General features: G+C 68.9%; 16 protein-coding genes. 6 read left to right on the top strand and 10 right to left on the bottom strand.

Features of this window, described 5'->3' with window-relative positions:
• The first annotated feature begins 92 nt into the window (after positions 1-92).
• From IB269_RS24725 to IB269_RS24715, 3 genes are read left to right on the top strand one after another with little or no spacing between them, the layout of a single operon-like run.
• Positions 93-803, top strand: a complete 711-nt coding sequence (locus IB269_RS24725; protein WP_224986229.1) for a PepSY domain-containing protein — start codon at positions 93-95, stop codon at positions 801-803.
• Positions 803-1483 carry a response regulator transcription factor gene (locus IB269_RS24720; RefSeq protein WP_013800000.1) on the top strand — a complete coding sequence of 227 codons (681 nt, stop codon included), beginning with the start codon at positions 803-805 and terminating at the stop codon, positions 1481-1483. Before IB269_RS24725 ends, IB269_RS24720 begins: the two co-directional genes overlap by 1 nt.
• Entirely contained in the window at positions 1473-2810 is a 1338-nt protein-coding gene (locus tag IB269_RS24715) for a sensor histidine kinase (protein ID WP_192368573.1), read from the top strand. Before IB269_RS24720 ends, IB269_RS24715 begins: the two co-directional genes overlap by 11 nt.
• Before the next feature lie 19 nt (positions 2811-2829).
• Here IB269_RS24715 and minE read toward each other — a convergent pair whose 3' ends face one another.
• The 7 genes from minE to IB269_RS24680 form a co-directional block, all read right to left on the bottom strand.
• Complete coding sequence (minE, locus tag IB269_RS24710; RefSeq protein ID WP_012202033.1) at positions 2830-3093, bottom strand: cell division topological specificity factor MinE; 264 nt, start codon at positions 3091-3093, stop codon at positions 2830-2832.
• 6 nt (positions 3094-3099) lie between these two features.
• Positions 3100-3912, bottom strand: a complete 813-nt coding sequence (gene minD / locus IB269_RS24705; RefSeq protein WP_012202032.1) for a septum site-determining protein MinD — start codon at positions 3910-3912, stop codon at positions 3100-3102.
• 49 nt (positions 3913-3961) lie between these two features.
• Positions 3962-4708 carry a septum site-determining protein MinC gene (gene minC, locus IB269_RS24700; protein ID WP_192368572.1) on the bottom strand — a complete coding sequence of 249 codons (747 nt, stop codon included), beginning with the start codon at positions 4706-4708 and terminating at the stop codon, positions 3962-3964.
• Positions 4709-4876: 168 nt separating this feature from the next.
• On the bottom strand, positions 4877-5665 hold the full coding sequence (locus tag IB269_RS24695) for a crotonase/enoyl-CoA hydratase family protein (protein ID WP_071953930.1): 789 nt from the start codon (positions 5663-5665) through the stop codon (positions 4877-4879).
• A gap of 24 nt (positions 5666-5689) precedes the next feature.
• The gene (locus IB269_RS24690) at positions 5690-6718 is read right to left on the bottom strand and encodes an acyl-CoA dehydrogenase family protein (protein ID WP_192368571.1); all 1029 of its coding nucleotides are present in this window, start codon (positions 6716-6718) and stop codon (positions 5690-5692) included.
• 84 nt (positions 6719-6802) lie between these two features.
• On the bottom strand, positions 6803-7960 hold the full coding sequence (locus tag IB269_RS24685; RefSeq protein WP_192368570.1) for an acyl-CoA dehydrogenase family protein: 1158 nt from the start codon (positions 7958-7960) through the stop codon (positions 6803-6805).
• Positions 7961-8048: 88 nt separating this feature from the next.
• Positions 8049-10112 (bottom strand): acetoacetate--CoA ligase, encoded by a 2064-nt coding sequence (locus IB269_RS24680; RefSeq protein WP_192368569.1) that lies wholly within the window; start codon positions 10110-10112, stop codon positions 8049-8051.
• 195 nt (positions 10113-10307) lie between these two features.
• Here IB269_RS24680 and IB269_RS24675 point away from each other — a divergent pair, with 195 nt between their 5' ends.
• The 3 genes from IB269_RS24675 to IB269_RS24665 all read left to right on the top strand — a co-directional run bounded on the left by IB269_RS24675 (position 10308) and on the right by IB269_RS24665 (position 13949).
• A complete protein-coding gene (locus IB269_RS24675) occupies positions 10308-11615 on the top strand; it encodes a solute carrier family 23 protein (protein ID WP_012202026.1) in 1308 nt (435 codons plus the stop codon).
• A 207-nt stretch (positions 11616-11822) separates the two neighbouring features.
• Entirely contained in the window at positions 11823-13337 is a 1515-nt protein-coding gene (locus IB269_RS24670; RefSeq protein ID WP_012202025.1) for an acetyl-CoA hydrolase/transferase family protein, read from the top strand.
• A gap of 138 nt (positions 13338-13475) precedes the next feature.
• Entirely contained in the window at positions 13476-13949 is a 474-nt protein-coding gene (locus IB269_RS24665; protein ID WP_012202024.1) for a hotdog fold thioesterase, read from the top strand.
• On the opposite strand, the gene IB269_RS24660 is transcribed toward IB269_RS24665, so the two are convergent.
• From IB269_RS24660 to IB269_RS24650, 3 genes are read right to left on the bottom strand one after another with little or no spacing between them, the layout of a single operon-like run.
• Positions 13950-14663 carry an ABC transporter ATP-binding protein gene (locus IB269_RS24660; protein WP_412523754.1) on the bottom strand — a complete coding sequence of 238 codons (714 nt, stop codon included), beginning with the start codon at positions 14661-14663 and terminating at the stop codon, positions 13950-13952.
• Positions 14656-15414, bottom strand: coding sequence for an ABC transporter ATP-binding protein (locus IB269_RS24655; RefSeq protein ID WP_017405696.1), 759 nt, complete (start codon positions 15412-15414; stop codon positions 14656-14658). The genes IB269_RS24660 and IB269_RS24655 overlap by 8 nt, the downstream gene beginning before the upstream one ends.
• Entirely contained in the window at positions 15407-16492 is a 1086-nt protein-coding gene (locus IB269_RS24650; protein WP_099753114.1) for a branched-chain amino acid ABC transporter permease, read from the bottom strand. Before IB269_RS24650 ends, IB269_RS24655 begins: the two co-directional genes overlap by 8 nt.
• Position 16493: the final 1 nt, after the last annotated feature.

The following is a 16493-nucleotide window of genomic DNA, read 5'->3' as shown; positions in this document are numbered from 1 at the left end:
CAACCGCCTGCAGTGTCGGCAAAGGCGCCTAAACCGCGCATGAATGGCGCGTTCATGCACTGTTTAAGAACGTGCACATAAGATGCGTGGCCGTGAAACTCCGCCTCGCACTTGCTGCCTTGCTGGCCTTGCCGCTGGCGCCCGCCTCTGCCACCACGCCAGCGGAGCATGAAAGCGTGCGCCGCGAGGTGCAGTCGAAGCGCCTGCGGCCCTTGGCGGAAATCCTCCAGGACGTGCAGCAGCGCCACAAAGGGCGCGTCATCGACATCGAACTCGAGCGCGGCGCCGACGGCCGGCGCTGGTACGAAATCAAGCTCGCCAATGGCCAGCGCACGGAGATCTATATCGATGCAGTCACGGGACAGGACATCCCCCGGCCGGGCGCGACCACCGCCGTGCTGATACCCATGTCCGCCGTGGCGGCAGCCGTCACCCGCTTGCATCCCGGCACCGTGCTGCAGATCGAGCTGGAGGAAACGCGCAGCCCCAGGCCCTACTACGAGATCCAGCTGCTCACGCGCGAAGGCCGTGAGCAACTGCTGCGCGCCGACGCCCAGACGGGCCGCATCCTGGTGGAGCCTGTCCTGAGCCGGGAGCAGGCCGCCACGCTGCAACCGCTGCCGCGCATTCTTGAGGAACTGGAGCGCAAGTACCAGGCCCGCGCCACAGAGGCCGAGCTCAAGATCGACGTCCGGCAGCGCGCCTACTACGAGGTCGAGTTGCAGCTGAGCGCCGGCCGCAGCATCGAAGTGCATGTGGATGCGTACAGCGGCCAGCCCATCGAAGAGGACGGACTGCGCTGATGCGGGTGCTCATCGTCGAAGACGACGCCGATCTTGCTGCAGGCCTGCAGGCCATCCTGCAGGAGGCCGGCATGCTGGCCGAGTGCTGCGCGGACGGCCGCCTCGCCCAGGAACTGGGCAGCGTCGAACACTATGACGCCGCCTTGCTGGACCTGGGGCTGCCAGGACAGGACGGCGTCTCGGTGCTGCGCCATTGGCGCGAGCAGGGCCGCTCCTTTCCCGTGCTGGTGCTCACGGCCCGCAACCGCTGGAGCGACAAGCTCACGGCCTTCCAGGCCGGCGCGGACGACTACCTGACCAAGCCCTTTCTGCACGAGGAGGTCGTCACGCGGCTGCGCGTGCTGCACCGGCGCGCAGCAGGCGGCAGCCGGCCCCTGGTGCAGATAGGCCCGCTGGCCTACGACACCATGGCAGACCGCTTCACGCTCGAAGGACGGCCGCTTGCGCTGACCGCGCAGGAGCAACGCATCCTGAGCTTTCTGACCAACCGGCATGGACAGCTCGTCAGCCGCGCCGACATCAGCGAGCATGTCTACGCACGCGACCTGGACCCGGACTCCAACACCGTGGACGTGCTGGTCGGCCGCATCCGCCGCAAACTGTCCCCGCATGGCCTGATCCATACCGAGCGCGGACGGGGCTTTCGCCTGCAGCAGGCCAGCGGCGACCATGCGTCCTAGGCACTGGGGCCTGTCGGAGCGCCTGCTGGCACTGAGCCTGGTGGCCACGCTGGCCTGCGGCACGGCCGCCAGCTGGCTGCTGCGCGAGCAGTTGCACGACGCGGTGCTGCGCAGCTTCAAGGCCGGCCTGCAGGACCGTGCCGAGCGGCTGCAGGCCGAGCTGCAGTCCCCTGGGCCCCTGACCGGACAGGGCACGCGGCTCAATCGCGGCGAGTTCGGCCGCATTTTCTCGGGCTGGTACTGGACACTGGAGCAGGACGGGCGGATGCAGCAGTCGCGCTCGGTCTGGGACGACAGCCTGGAGCTCGACGACGCCCGTCCCTGGCCCCGGAACAAGGGCAGCGAGACGCTGCTGTCGCTGCGCGGGCCGCAGGGGCGCGAACTGCTGGGCCTGCGCCGCAGCTTCGATGTCGCGGGCCGGCGCGTGCAGCTGCATGTCTTCGGCCCGCTGGACGGTACGCGCCAGGAATGGCGCCGAATCGACCGCATCCTGCTGGTCACCGAGCTGGGCCTGGTCGCCGCGCTGCTGCTGTGCACGGTGGCGCTGGTGCGCCTGGGATTGCAGCCGCTGCGCAGCCTGCAGCAGGCGCTGCAGGACATGGAAGACGGCACACGCACGCAGCTGGGGCGGAACTTCGGCCCAGACCTGGACCCGATTGCCGAGGCCGTGGACCAGGTGCTGCAGCGCAATGCCCAGGTCGTGGAGCGCGCGCGCCACCAGGCGGCCGACCTGAGCCATGCGCTCAAGAAGCCGCTGGCCGTGCTCGGCATCCAGGCACGCGGCCATCAGGTCGATGGCCCGTGGCTGCGTGACCAGGTACAGGCCATGTCCCACACCATCGACCGCCATCTGGCGCGCTTCGCCAGCGGCGCCGGCAGCGCCGGCAGCGTGGCGCTGGATGAGGTGCTGGCCCGGCTGCTGGATGCCATGCGCCAGATCCACGCCCAGCGGCGCCTGTCCTGGTCCATCCAGACCTCCACGCCGCTGCCCGGCCATGGGCTGCGCTGGCGCGGCGCGGCCTCGGACCTGGAGGAGATGGCGGGAAACCTACTGGACAACGCCGGCAAGTGGGCGCGCAGCCGCGTCACGCTGGCCGTGTGCCAGGACGGCACGACGACGCTGCTGCAGATCGATGACGACGGCCCAGGCCTGGCGCCGGAGCATCTCGCGCAGGCCATGGAGCGCGGTGTCCGCTTCGACGAACAGGCCCAGGGCCACGGCCTGGGCCTGGCCATCGTGCGCGACATCGCCGAGACCTATGGTGGATCGCTGGAGATGGGGCCGAGCCCGCTGGGCGGGTTGCGCTGCACGCTGCGCCTGGGCTGAGCACGGCGCCGGGCGGCGCTCAGCGCGAGGCGTCGGGCAGTTCGATCTTGACTTCGAGCACTTCCAGGTTTTCCTGGCGCTCCAGGTGCACCTTGATGTCGTTGACGTCGATGTCCACGTACTTGGAGATCACCGCCATCAGCTCCTTTTGCAGCGCAGGCAGGTAGTCGGGACCGCCGCCGTTGCCGCCCACGCGTTCGCGCGCGAGGATGATCTGCAGGCGCTCCTTGGCCACCGAGGCCGTCTTCTTCTTTTCTCCGAGCAGGAAAGAGAGCATGGACATGGCCGCTTACCTCCCCCCGAACATGCGTTTGAAGAAGCCGGGCTTTTGCGCTTCGGTGAAGCGCATGGGCTTTTCCTCGCCCAGAAAGCGCGCGACCACGTCCTGGTAGGCCTCGGCCACGTCCGAGCCCTGCATGTGCACGGCGGGAATGCCCTGGTTGGAGGCCTGCAGCACGGTTTCGGATTCGGGCACGACACCGATCAGCTCGATGCGCAGGATGTCCTGGATGTCCTCCAGCGACAGCATCTGGCCGTCCTGCACGCGGTTGGGGTTGTAGCGCGTGATCAGCAGGTGCTCCTTGACGCTCTCGCCCGCGATGGCGCGCGCGGTCTTGGAGCTGAGCATGCCCAGGATGCGGTCGGAGTCGCGCACCGAGGAAACCTCGGGGTTGGTCACGACCAGGGCCTCGTCGGCGAAGTGCATGGCGATCAGGGCGCCGCTTTCGATGCCGGCCGGCGAGTCGCAGATGATGTACTCGAAGTCCATGCCCGCCAGGTCGTCCAGGATCTTCTTGACGCCGTCCTGCGTCAGCGCATCCTTGTCACGCGTCTGGGAGGCGGCCAGCACGAAGAGGTTGTCGCACTGCTTGTCCTTGATCAGGGCCTGGTTGAGGTTGGCCTCTCCCTGGATGACGTTGATCAGGTCGTAGACCACGCGGCGCTCGCAGCCCATGATCAGGTCCAGGTTGCGCAGGCCCACGTCGAAATCGATGACGGCGGTCTTGTGCCCGCGCAATGCGAGGCCCGATGCGAAGCTGGCGCTGGTGGTGGTCTTGCCCACGCCACCCTTGCCGGAGGTCACGACGACTATTTTGGCCATGTTTGCACGGTTCCTTAAAGACTGGAGAGCAAAGAAGAGGGGTCCGGTGTCATACCGGCTCGATGAGGATTTTCTCGCCGTCGAGACGCACCTTGGCGGGCCTGGCAGCCACGTCCGCCGGGAGATCGGTCTCGATTGTGCGATAGATGCCGGCAATCGACAGCAGCTGTGCTTCCATGCAGGTGCTGAAGATGCGCGCCTCGGTGTTGCCGCGCGCCCCGGCGATGGCCCTGCCGCGCAGCGGCGCGTAGACATGGACGTTGCCGTCGGCGATGACTTCGGCGCCATAGCTGACCATGGCCAGCACCACGATGTCGGTGCCGCGCGCATAGACGCGCTGGCCCGAGCGCAGCGGCTTGTCCACGATGAGGGCGTCGGCCTGGGGAGCAGGCACCTCGCGCACCACCTCGATCTCGCGCACGACTTCCTGGAACTCGATCTCGGGCACCGTGGGCCGCACGGGTGCGGCCTCGGGCGCGGGCGCCAGGCCTGCGGCACGCGCCGCCTCCATCTGCGCCGGGCTGCCGCCGCGCACGGCCACGGGCACGGTGCGGTGAAAGCGCAGTGCCTCCACGAGCACGGCGAAGTCGATGGCCTCCTCGGCCTCGCGCACATGGGCCAGGTCGATCAGTACGGGGTCGTTGTCGAAGAAATCCGGGTCGTCGGCCAGGCGCTGGGCCAGGTCGGCCACGAGCGCACGTACGTCGGTATCCCGCAGGGTCACGGCCACCACGGGCAGCTGCGCGCTCTTGAGGTCGAAGCTGGGGCGGGCAGTACTCGTCGTTTCAACGGCCATGGGACTGGGAGTGCGGTGGATGGGAGAGTTGCCTCTCGACGCGCAAAGTGTACTGTGTGCGCAGTACATGGGCGCCCACTCCCGCCGGGAGGCCGGCACCGGGGAGTGTCCATTTGTGTTGTGTCACACACGGCCCATGCCCCCGTGGCGGGGGCCGGGCGGGCCCGGTCACTGAAACCGGGGCTTACGCTTCTCCACGAAGGCCATCACGGCCTCGCGGTGGTCGGCGGTCTTGTGGGCCAGGGCCTGGTAGCCGGCCGACAGCTCCAGCAGCGACTCCAGCGTGCTGTGCTCGCCCTCGCGCAGCAGGCGCTTGGTCATGCGCATCACGGCGCCGGGGTTGGCGGCGATCTTGTCGGCCAGCGCGCGCGCCGTGGGCAGCAGCTGGTCGGCGGGCACGACGCGGCTGACCAGGCCACAGGCCAGGGCCTGCTGCGCGTCGATGGCCTCGCCCGTGAATGCCATCTCGGCCGCCTTGGCGCGACCCACGGCGCGCGGCAGCAGCCAGGCCCCCCCGTCCCCGGGGACGATGCCCACGCGCACGAAGCTCTCGGCAAAGGTGGCCGTCTCGCTGGCGATGCGGATGTCGCACATGCAGGTCAGGTCCAGCCCCGCGCCGATGGCCGGGCCGTTGATGGCGCAGATCACGGGCACGTCCAGCTGGGTCAGGGCACGCGGAATGCGCTGTATGCCCTGGCGGTACTCCTCGCGGATGGCGTCGGGCGTGAGCGCGTCGTCGAAGAAGCGCTGCATGTCCTTGACGTTGCCGCCCGAGCTGAAGATGGGGCCCGCGCCCGTGAGGATGACGGCCTTGACCGAGGCATCGCGCCGGATCTCGTCGCAGACCTGCACGAATTCCTCCACGGCCGTGTTGCCCGTGAGCGCATTGCGCGTCTCGGGCTGGTTCATGGTGAGGGTCCAGATGGCGCCGTCGCGCTCGATGTTCAGAAAGGGCATGGATGGGGTTCCTTCGAGAGCCTGTCAGGCGGTGATATCGGCGGTGATATCGGTGGTGGAGCGGATCAGATCCAGGGTGCTGCCCGCGTGGCCATGGACCAGCGCGGCGCCTGCCACGCCATGCCAGTACGACTCGGAGCCGGCCGTCTGGCGCCAGGCATGCAGGCGGCGCGTGAGCAGTTGCAGGTCGTATTCCTCGGTGAAGCCCATGGCGCCGTGGATGGCGTGGGCCGCCTCGGCCACGGCCAGCGCGGCCTGGCTGCAGCGCGCCTTGGCCACGGCCACGCGCAGCCGATCGGGGAAGACGCCCTGCCCCGCGCAGCCCAGCCGGGCGGCCATGCGCGCGGCGAAGACATGCTCGCTCATCACCGCCAGCTGGTGCTGAATGGCCTGGAACTTGCCGATGGGGCGGCCGAACTGCTGGCGGTCATTCGCATACTGCAGCGTGCGCTGGAACACCTCCATGAGCGCGCCCGCCAGCTGCGCCGCCACCAGGCCGGCCTGCAGCGTGCGCAGGTCCAGCCCACCCGGCAGGGCGATAGCGGGAGCAGGTGCTGCGCGGACCTGATCGGCGCTCCAGCGCAGGTTCACGTCCAGGCAGAAGGCCGCTGGCTCGCACTGCGCCTGCGCCACGGGCAGCAGGCTCCAGCCCTGCGCATGCTGCACCAGCACGCTGTCCGCCACCGCGCCCAGGCGCACGGGTGCGCAGTGCAGGCTGCCATCCGGCTGGAGCAGGCCTTGCGCCAACGCGATGGCGCCTGGTGGACGCTCCGCCCCCGCGCCCGCCAGCAGCGCGCGCGCCAGCATGGTCTCGCCCAGCGGCACGGGCAGCGCATGGGCGCCGGCCTGCGACCACACATCGAACAGCTGCGCCAGCGCCAGCCCCGCGCCGCCCGCGTGCTCAGGCACCAGGGCATCGGCAAAGCCGGCCTGCTCCAGCGATTGCCACAGCGCCCGGGGCGAGCCCCCGGCCTCGATGGCGCGCACCTGCGCGGGCGTGCACTCGCCCTGCAGCAACTGGCGCGCGGCATCGGCAAACAAATCGTCTTCCATGTCTCTCTCCATTCATGACACATGACGCCAGGCCTTGGGCGTTCCGTTTGAAACTGGCGCGCCCCAACTCAAGGGGAACCTTATTCAACGCAGGCCGAGGCCACGCGCGATCATTCCGCGCAGGATGTCGCGCGTGCCGCCGCGCAGCGAATACGAAGGCGCAACCTCCGTCACGTAGTTGAGGGTGCGCAGCAGCTCCAGCGGAACATCGGACGCCTCGCGTGCGAACAGGTCGTCGGCGATGGCGGCGGGAATGGACTGCTCCAGCGTCGTGCCCAGCTCCTTGACCAGGGCCGCTTCGACGATGGGGCTTTCGCCGCGCACCAGCTTGTCCTGCACGGCCACCGACATGGCGCGCAGCGGGGCCAGCTCGGTGAACACGCGGCCGGCCAGGCGCAACGCGCCTTCGCTGCGCTCGCCCGTTGCACGCAGCCAGGCCAGCCATTCGTCGAACAGCACGATGCTGGAGAACAGCCGCTCGGGCCCGCTGCGCTCGAAGGCCAGCTCGGCCGTGACCTGCTCCCAGCCCTGGCCTTCCTGGCCGATCAGGGCGTCGGGCGGCAGCTGCACGTTGTCGAAGAAGACTTCGCAGAAATGGCTGTCGCCCGAGAGGTCGGTGATGGGCCGCACGGTCACGCCCGGCAGCGACAGGTCCACGATGACCTGGGACAGCCCCTTGTGCCGGTCACCCGCCTCGCCCGAGGTGCGCACCAGGGCGATCATGTAGTGGCAGTGGTGGGCGTTGGTGGTCCAGATCTTCTGGCCGTTGAGCACGAAGCCCTTGCCGTTCGGCGCGGCGCGCGTCTTCACGCTGGCCAGGTCCGAGCCCGCGCCGGGCTCGCTCATGCCAATGCAAAAGAAAGCCTCGCCCCGGCAGATGCGCGGCAGGTAGAACCGCTTTTGCGCCTCGGTGCCGTACTTGAGGATCAGCGGGCCGCTCTGGCGGTCGGCAATCCAGTGCGAGCCCACGGGCGCGCCGCAGGCCAGGTATTCCTCCACCAGCACATAGCGCGTGAAGGCGCTGCGCCCGCCGCCGCCGTACTCGCGCGGCAGGGTGACGCCTATCCAGCCCTTTTCGCCCAGCTGCCGGCTCAGTTCGGCGCTGTAGCCGCCCCAGGAGCGCGCACGCACATGGGGCGGCAGGCCGCTTATGGCCTGGGCGAGGAAGGCGCGCACCTCGGCGCGCAGGGCTTCGTCCTCGGCGGGGATGCGGGTCAGGGCAAGGGAATCAAGCACGCTCATTGCAGGGCTCCATGGTTGGACCCCACTCTAGGCAGCCGGTCTGTCGCAGTCCAATATTAAAAACCGCGCCACTGATACCGTTTGAATATCAGGCAGCCTGTGCCTTGGCATGCTGCGCCGCAAAGCCCACATACCAGTCCAGGCAGCCCGGGTTGGCCATGGCCTCCTTGTTGACCACCTTGTCCAGCGGCTGGCCCAGCATCAGCTTCTTGATGGGCAGCTCCTGCTTCTTGCCGCTGAGCGTGCGCGGGATCTCGGCCACCTGCACGATCTCGTCGGGCACGAAGCGCGGCGACAGGGCCTGGCGGATGGCGCCCTGCAGGCGGGCGCGCAGGGCGTCGTCCAGATCCACGCCCGGGCGCAGCACCACGAACAGCGGCATGTAGCTTTCGCGTCCCAGGTATTCGAGGTCCACGACCATGGAGTCCAGCACTTCGGGCAGGGCCTCGACGGCGCTGTAGATCTCGCTGGTGCCCATGCGCAGGCCGTGGCGGTTGATGGTGGCGTCGCTGCGGCCGTAGATGATGCAGCCGCCCTCCGGGAGGATGCGTATCCAGTCGCCGTGGCGCCAGACCGGGCCCATGGCGGCAGGGCCGTCGCCGCCGCCGGGCGCGCGGCCATGGCCGGCCGGGTACATGTCGAAGTAGCTGGACAGGTAGCGCTTGCCGTCCGCATCGCCCCACAGGTACAGGGGCATGGAGGGAATGGGCTGGGTGCAGACCAGCTCGCCCACCTCGTCGATGACGGGCTGGCCCTGCTCGTTCCAGGCCTCCACGGCCGCGCCCAGTTGGCGGCACTGCATGATGCCCGGCTGCTGGGGCAGCTCGCGGTGGCCGCCGATGAAGGCGCCCGCGAAGTCGGTGCCCCCCGAGATGTTGTTCCACCAAATGTCAGGCCGCCCCATGCCTGCGAACTGCGCCGTGCCCCAGCTTTGCACCTCCGGCGACAGCGGCGAGCCCGTGGTGCCCAGGCTGCGGATGCGCGACAGGTCGCCGCACTGCGCCAGGTCCACGCCGGCCTTCATGCAGTTGGCGTAGAAGGCCGCGCCCGAGCCGAAGCTGGTCACGCCGGTCTCGGCCGCGAAGCGCCACAGCACGCCCCAGTCGGGCCTGTCCTTGCTGCCGCCGGGGCTGCCGTCGAAGATCACGCAGGTGGTGCCGCCCAGCAGGCCCGAGACCTGGGCATTCCACATCACCCAGCCCGTGGAGCTGTACCAGTGGTAGCGCTCGCCCCAGCTGTTGGGGTGGTAGCTGCAGCCCACGTCGTTGTGCAGGGCCTTGAGCTGCAGGGCCACCAGCACCATGCCGCCATGGCCGTGGACGATGGGCTTGGGCAGGCCGGTGGTGCCGCTGGAGTAGACGATCCACAGCGGGTGGTCGAAGGGCAGCCATTCGGGCTCGAAGGCCGCCGTGGCCGCGTCGTCGCGCGCTGTGACCTGGCCGTAGTCGGCGGCATCGGCCAGGCTGGCCTGCAGATCCAGGTTGGGCACAAGGACCACATGCTCCACGCTGGGCAGGCCTGCGCGCAGCTCCGCCAGCACGGCTATGCGGTCGATATCGCGCCCGGCGTAGTGCACGCCATCGACGGCGATCAGCGCCTTGGGCGCGATCTGGCGAAAGCGGTCCAGCACCGCGTTGGTGCCCATGTCGGGCGCGCAGATGCTCCAGACGGCGCCCATGCTGGCCGTGGCCAGCAGGGCGACCATGGCCTCGGGGATGTTGGGCAGGTAGGCGGCCACGCGGTCGCCGCGGCCCACGCCCTGGGCCTTCAGATGCAGGGCCAGGGCGGCGACCTGGCGGCGCAGCTCGGGCCAGGACAGTTCGCGGTGGCGGCCCGTCTCGTTGCGGCTGACCACGGCGGGCATGCCGGCCGCATGGGCGGCATCCACATGGCGCAGCGCCTGGCGCGTGTAGTTGATCTGGGCACCCGGAAACCACTGGGCGCCGGGCATGGTGTTGCGCTCCAGCACGGCCGTGTGCGGCGTGGGCGACTGCAGCGCGTTGTAGTCCCAAATGCTTTGCCAGAAGGCGTCCAGGTCGGTCACCGACCAGCGCCACAGGGCGTCGTAGCTGTCGAACTGCAGGCCGTGGCGCTCGCGCAGCCAGTCCTGGTACAGGCGGATCTGGGGGATGAAGGCAGGGGTATGGCTCATGACCGGCCACGGTACGCGCGCGCTGCCCGCGAGCCCAGACGGGAAAGCCACTAGCCTGGCACCTGGGCGACAAAGTCTGCGGGCCGGATCGCGTATCTCCGCACAAACACTGGGAAAAAATTTCCGCTCCACCCCACCTGCCAGAAAACAAATGCCTCTAATATCGCGCCAATTTTTTACAAGGAGCGATGCCACATGGGCCTTTTCCAATGGACGGAAAAATCCGCCAACCAGCTGCAACGGGGAGGCGTGATCGGCCCCGATGAGCGCCTGCCCTGGCCCCAGACCGGGCTGATGGGCATACAGCACGTGATCGCCATGTTCGGCTCCACCGTGCTGGCGCCCATCCTCATGGGGTTCGACCCCAACGTGGCCGTGCTCATGAGCGGCATCGGCACGCTGATCTTCTTCCTGATCACGGGCGGCAAGGTGCCCAGCTACCTGGGTTCGTCCTTTGCCTTCATCGGCGTGGTGATCGCAGCCACGGCCTATGGCGGCAAGGGCGCCAACGGCAACATCGGCGTGGCGCTGGGCGGCATCATTGCCTGCGGTGCGGTCTATGCGCTGATCGGCCTGGTGGTGCAGATGGTGGGCACGCGCTGGATCGAGCGCTTCATGCCGCCCGTGGTCACGGGCGCCGTGGTGGCCGTGATCGGGCTGAACCTGGCGGCCATCCCCGTCAAGAACATGGCGGCCAACAACTTCGAGTCGTGGATGCAGGCCCTGACCTTCGTCTGCGTGGGCCTGGTGGCCGTGTTCACGCGCGGCATGGTGCAGCGCCTGCTGATCCTGGTGGGCCTGATCGCCGCCAGCCTGCTGTACGGCCTGTTCACCAATGTGCTGGGCATGGGCAAGCCCGTGGATCTGTCGGGCGTGATCAATGCCGCCTGGTTCGGCCTGCCCCAGTTCCACGCGCCCGTGTTCAGCGGCCCGGCCATGGTGCTCATCGTGCCCGTGGTCATCATCCTGGTGGCCGAGAACCTGGGCCACATCAAGGCCGTGACCGCCATGACGGGCAAGAACCTGGACCAGTACATGGGCCGGGCCTTCATCGGCGACGGCGTGGCCACCATGGTCAGCGGCGCGGCCGGCGGCACCGGCGTGACCACCTATGCCGAGAACATCGGCGTGATGGCCGCCACGCGCATCTACTCGACGGCCGTGTTCTTCGTGGCCGCCGTCCTGGCCGTGCTGCTGGGCTTCTCGCCCAAGTTCGGCGCGCTGATCCAGGCGATCCCGCTGCCCGTGATGGGCGGCGTGTCCATCGTGGTCTTCGGCCTGATCGCCGTGGCCGGCGCCAAGATCTGGGTGGACAACCGCGTGGACTTCTCGCAGAACAAGAACCTGATCGTGGCGGCCATCACCCTGATCCTGGGCACGGGCGACTTCACGCTCAAGTTCGGCGACTTCGCGCTGGGCGGCATCGGGACCGCGACTTTCGGCGCCATCATCCTGTACGCGCTGCTGGATCACGCACGCGACGATCAGCCGCTGATTCATTGAATGTGAGCGCACGCAAACATTCTTTGAGCCTTTGACTGCGCGGCAGGGCCTTTACGGGGAAACCCGAGGGCCCCTGCCAGCGCTGCTACCATCGGTTTCCGGAGATATACCGCCCTTGCGTTCTTGCATGGGGCGGTTTTTTTTAGGCTTGCAAGCCAGCGCTGCGGCACCCTGCCGGCTGGCGCGAGCCGTCAGCCGGAGCCATAGATGTCCCTCGCAGACCGCGTACGTTTCCCAGAATTCCTTTCGCGCACCATGACGGCCGAGCAGGCCGCCGCCCTGATCCCCCACGGCGTCAACGTCGGCATGAGCGGATTCACGGGCGCGGGCTACCCCAAGGCCCTGCCCCAGGCCATCGCCCAGCACGCCAAGAGCGAACACGCGGCCGGCCGGCCCTACAAGATCAATGTCTGGACCGGCGCCTCCACGGCCGCCGAGATGGACGGCGCCCTGGCCGAGGCCGGCGCACTGGGCCAGCGCCTGCCCTTCAACACCGACCCGACCTGCCGCGCCAGGATCAATGCCGGCGAGATCGACTTCATCGACATGCACCTGTCCCACGTGGCCCAGCATGCGTGGTTCGGCTTCCTGGGCCCCATGAGCGTGGCCGTGGTCGAGGTGCTGGGCGTGACCGAGGACGGACGCCTCATCCCCTCCACCGCCGTGGGCAACAACAAGACCTGGCTGGAGATCGCCGACAAGGTGATCCTGGAGGTCAACACCAAGCCGCCGGCCAAGATGGAAGGCATGCACGACATCTACTACGGCACGGCCATCCCGCCGCGCCGCGTGCCCATTGCCCTGACCCATGCCGATGACCGCATCGGCGAGCCCTACCTGCGCGTGGACCCGGCCAAGGTGGTCGCCGTGGTCGAGACCCACAAGGGCGACCGCGACAACGTCTTCGCCCAGCCCGACGCCAACTCCAACCTGATCGCCGCGTCCATCATCGACTTCCTCGCGCACGAGATGAAGATGGGCCGCCTGCCCAAGGAGATGCTGCCCATCCAGTCGGGCGTGGGCAACGTGGCCAACGCCGTGCTGGCCGGCCTGCTGACGGGTCCGTTCGAGAACCTGCTGGGCTTCACCGAGGTGCTGCAGGACGGCATGCTGGACCTGCTGCGCGCGGGCAAGATGAGCCGCGCCTCGGCCACCTCGATCTCGCTGTCCGGCAGCGCCTACAGGGACTTCGAGGAGAACATCGACTTCTACCGCGAGCGCATCATCCTGCGCCCCCAGGAGATCAGCAACCACCCCGAGCTGGTGCGCCGCCTGGGCGTGATCGCCATGAACTCCATGATCGAGGCCGACATCTACGGCAACATCAACTCCACCCACGTCATGGGCACGGGGATGATGAACGGCATCGGCGGCTCGGGCGACTTCGCGCGCAACGGCTACCTGTCCTTCTTCGTCACGCCCTCGGTGGCCAAGGGCGGCAAGATCAGCTGCATCGTGCCCATGTGCTCGCACGTGGACCATACCGAGCACGACACGCAGATCATCGTCACCGAGCAGGGCCTGGCCGACCTGCGCGGCCTGTCGCCGCGCAAGCGCGCCCAGGTCATCATCGACCGCTGCGCCCATCCCGACTTCCGCCCCCAGCTGCAGGACTACTTCGACCGCGCCCAGCGCCAGGGCGCGCTGCACACGCCGCACATCCTGGGCGAAGCGCTGAGCTGGCACCAGCGCTTTGTCGAAACGGGCGACATGCGCGCCTGAACCGCGCAAGCGCGTTAGCGCGCCAGCGCGCAGTCTCCTGGGCTACAGGCGGCCATCGGCATGGCTGCCTGGACTGGCGTAGCATGCAAGGACGGCCCACGGGGCCGTCTTTTTCGTTGCACCCACAGGACTTCTCCCATGCCGATCTGGAAGCGCAGCTTCACCCTTGAAGACATCACCTCGCTGAGCGCCGACACGGCCGTCTCGCACCTGGGCATCGAGTTCACCGAGATCGGTGACGACTTCCTGCGCGGCCGCGTGCACGTGGACCAGCGCACCTGCCAGCCCTACGGCATCCTGCACGGCGGCGTGAACGTGGTGCTGGCCGAGACCCTGGGCTCGGTGGCCGCGGCCTGCTCCATCCCCGAGGGCTGGCGCAGCGTGGGCCTGAACGTCTCGGCCAACCATGTGCGCGCCGCGCGCCAGGGCTGGGTCACGGGCACAGCCCGCCCCGTGCACCTGGGCCAGACCACCCATGTCTGGGCCATCGAACTGCACGACGAAACTGGCCGCCTGACCTGCACCTGCAGCCTGACCATGGCGCTGCTGCCGCCCACGCATGCGCAGAACGTCAAGCTCGCGGCGCAGCCGCCGGTGGCGGCCCAGCCCTGATCAAACCCCCAGCAACTCCGACAGGCGCTCCGGCTGCGCCAGCAGCTCCCGCGAATCGGCCTGCAGCGCCAGCCGACCCTTGGTCATGACGACGGCGCGGTCGGTGTGGGCCAGGACCTTTTTGTAGTCGCGGTCCACGATCAGGGTGGAGATGCCGGTGCTGCGGATGGCGGCGATCACGCGCCAGATTTCGGCGACGACCAGGGGGGCCAGGCCTTCGGTGGCTTCGTCGAGGATGAGCAGGCGCGGGTGCGTCATCAGCGCGCGACCTATGGACAGCATCTGCTGCTCGCCGCCAGAGAGCTGGTCGCCGCCGTTGGTCAGGCGCTCCGCAAGCCGGGGGAAGGTGTCGAGCACGCGCTCCAGCGTCCAGTGGCGCTCTCCCTGCAGGCCGGGGCGGGCGCTCATGACCAGGTTCTCGCGCACGCTGAGGTTGGGAAAGATGCCGCGCCCCTCTGGCACATAGCCAATGCCCAGCCGCGCCATGCGTTCGGGCGGTGCGCCCGTGCAGTCGCGGCCATCGGCGCGCAGGCGGCCACGGCGCGCGGGCACATAGCCCATGAGCGTGCGGATCAGCGTGGTCTTGCCCATGCCGTTGCGCCCCAGCAGGCCCACGGCCTGGCCCGCGCCCAGCGCCAGGCTCACGCCCTGCAGGATGTGGCTGTCGCCGTAGTAGGTATGCAGCTCGTCGATGGCGAACATGGGCTCAGTCATCGTCTTCTCCGAGATAGGCAGTACGGACCACGGGATCGACACGGATCTGCGCGGGCGTGCCCGTGGCCACCACGCTGCCGTTGACCATCACGGTGATGCGGTCGGCAATGCGGAACACGGCGTCCATGTCGTGCTCGACCAGCAGTACCGCGTGGCCGCGCTTGAGCTCCTGCAGCAGGGCCAGCATGCGCTCGGTCTCCTCGGCGCCCATGCCGGCCAGCGGCTCGTCCAGCAACAGCACGCGCGGGCCGGTGGCCAGGCACATGGCCACTTCCAGCTGGCGCTTGGCGCCGTGGCTCAGCGTGCCGGCCACGGCCAGCGCCTGCCCGGCCAGGCCCGCACGCTCCAGGGCCGCATGGGCCTGGCGCAGGCTGTCCGCGCAGCGCTGTGCGGACAGGCCCAGCTGCCAGGGCCTGAGCGCCATCTGCGCCTGGGCCGCGAGCCGGCAGTTTTCCAGCGCCGAGAACTCGGGAAAGATGGTGGTGCGCTGGTAGCTGCGGCCCACGCCGGCACGCGCACGCCGGGGCTGGGGCATGCGCGTGACGTCCTGGCCGGCGAGCGCAATGCGCCCCGCGCTGGCCGCCAGTTCGCCCGAGAGCATGTTGACCAGGGTGGACTTGCCCGCGCCGTTGGTGCCGATCACGGCATGGACCTCGCCCTCATGCAGGTCCAGGTCCACGCCGCCCACGGCCGTGAGCCCGCCGAAGCGGCGCGTGAGGCCGCGCACCGAAAGCAGTGCCGCATCAGCCATGTCCGGCCTCCTTGTGGTGGACCTCGTTGTGCACTCCAGCGCGTTGCCGTGCAAGGCCCGCCAGCCCGATCAGCCCCATCAGTCCTTTCGGCAGCAGGGCCACGAGCACGATGATGGCCAGGCCCAGGCTCAGCTGCCAGTGATCGGCCATGGGGCCGACGATGGCATGCGTGGACAGCACCTCCTTGAGCGCGATGAAGGCCACCGTGCCCAGCACGGCGCCGCGCAGCGAGCCCAGGCCGCCGAGGATGACCATCAGCAGCACCTCGCCCGAGTGGTGCCAGGACAGCAGCTCGGGGTTGACCACGGCATCGCGCACCGCCAGCAGAAAGCCCGCCACGCCAGCCAGCATGCCGGCCAGCACGAAGGCCGCGAGCTTGTACCCGTAGGTGGTGAAGCCGGCTGCACGCATGCGCTGTTCGTTGACGCGTATGCCCGCCAGCGCCGCGCCGAAGCGCGACTGGCGCAGCCCGGCCAGGAAGGCATAGACCAGCACCAGGGCGGCCAGCACCACGTAGTACTGCACGCGCGGGATTTCCATGTCGATGGCGCCCAGCGCGGGCCGGGCCATCAGGTAGATGCCATCGCTGCCGCCGCCGATGCCCGTGTCGTGGACCACGAAGTAGGCCATCTGTGCGAAGGCCAGCGTCACCATGATGAAGTAGATGCCGCGCGTGCGCAGGCTCAGCAGGCCCACCAGCAGCGCATAGCCGCCCGAGGCCAGCAGCGCCCAGCCCAGCATGGCCGGCAGGCTGCCGCCTTCGTTGCCTGCGGACAGCACGGCGGCATAGGCGCCCAGGCCCATGAAGGCCGCATGCCCCAGGCTCACCAGGCCCGTACCGCCCACCAGCAGCTGCAGGCTGAGCGCGAAGATGGCCAGGATCATGGTCTTGACCACCAGGCCCGACAGATAGTCCGACCACCAGGGGCCGGCCAGCGCCAGCAGCGCCACGCAGGCCAGCGGCACGGCGCAGGCCTGCCATCGGCAGGCGCGCTGCGGCATCTCTACGGGCTGCACAGGCTGCAGGGGCTGCACGGCGGCCGCCAGCAGGGCCGGAGAAGGATTGGATACGGCCATT

The organism is Delftia sp. DLF01 (assembly GCF_014852125.1).
Classification (GTDB): domain Bacteria; phylum Pseudomonadota; class Gammaproteobacteria; order Burkholderiales; family Burkholderiaceae_C; genus Comamonas; species Comamonas acidovorans.
The sequence above is the reverse complement of the archived record's forward strand: the minus strand, read 5'-3'. Positions and strand labels throughout refer to the sequence as shown.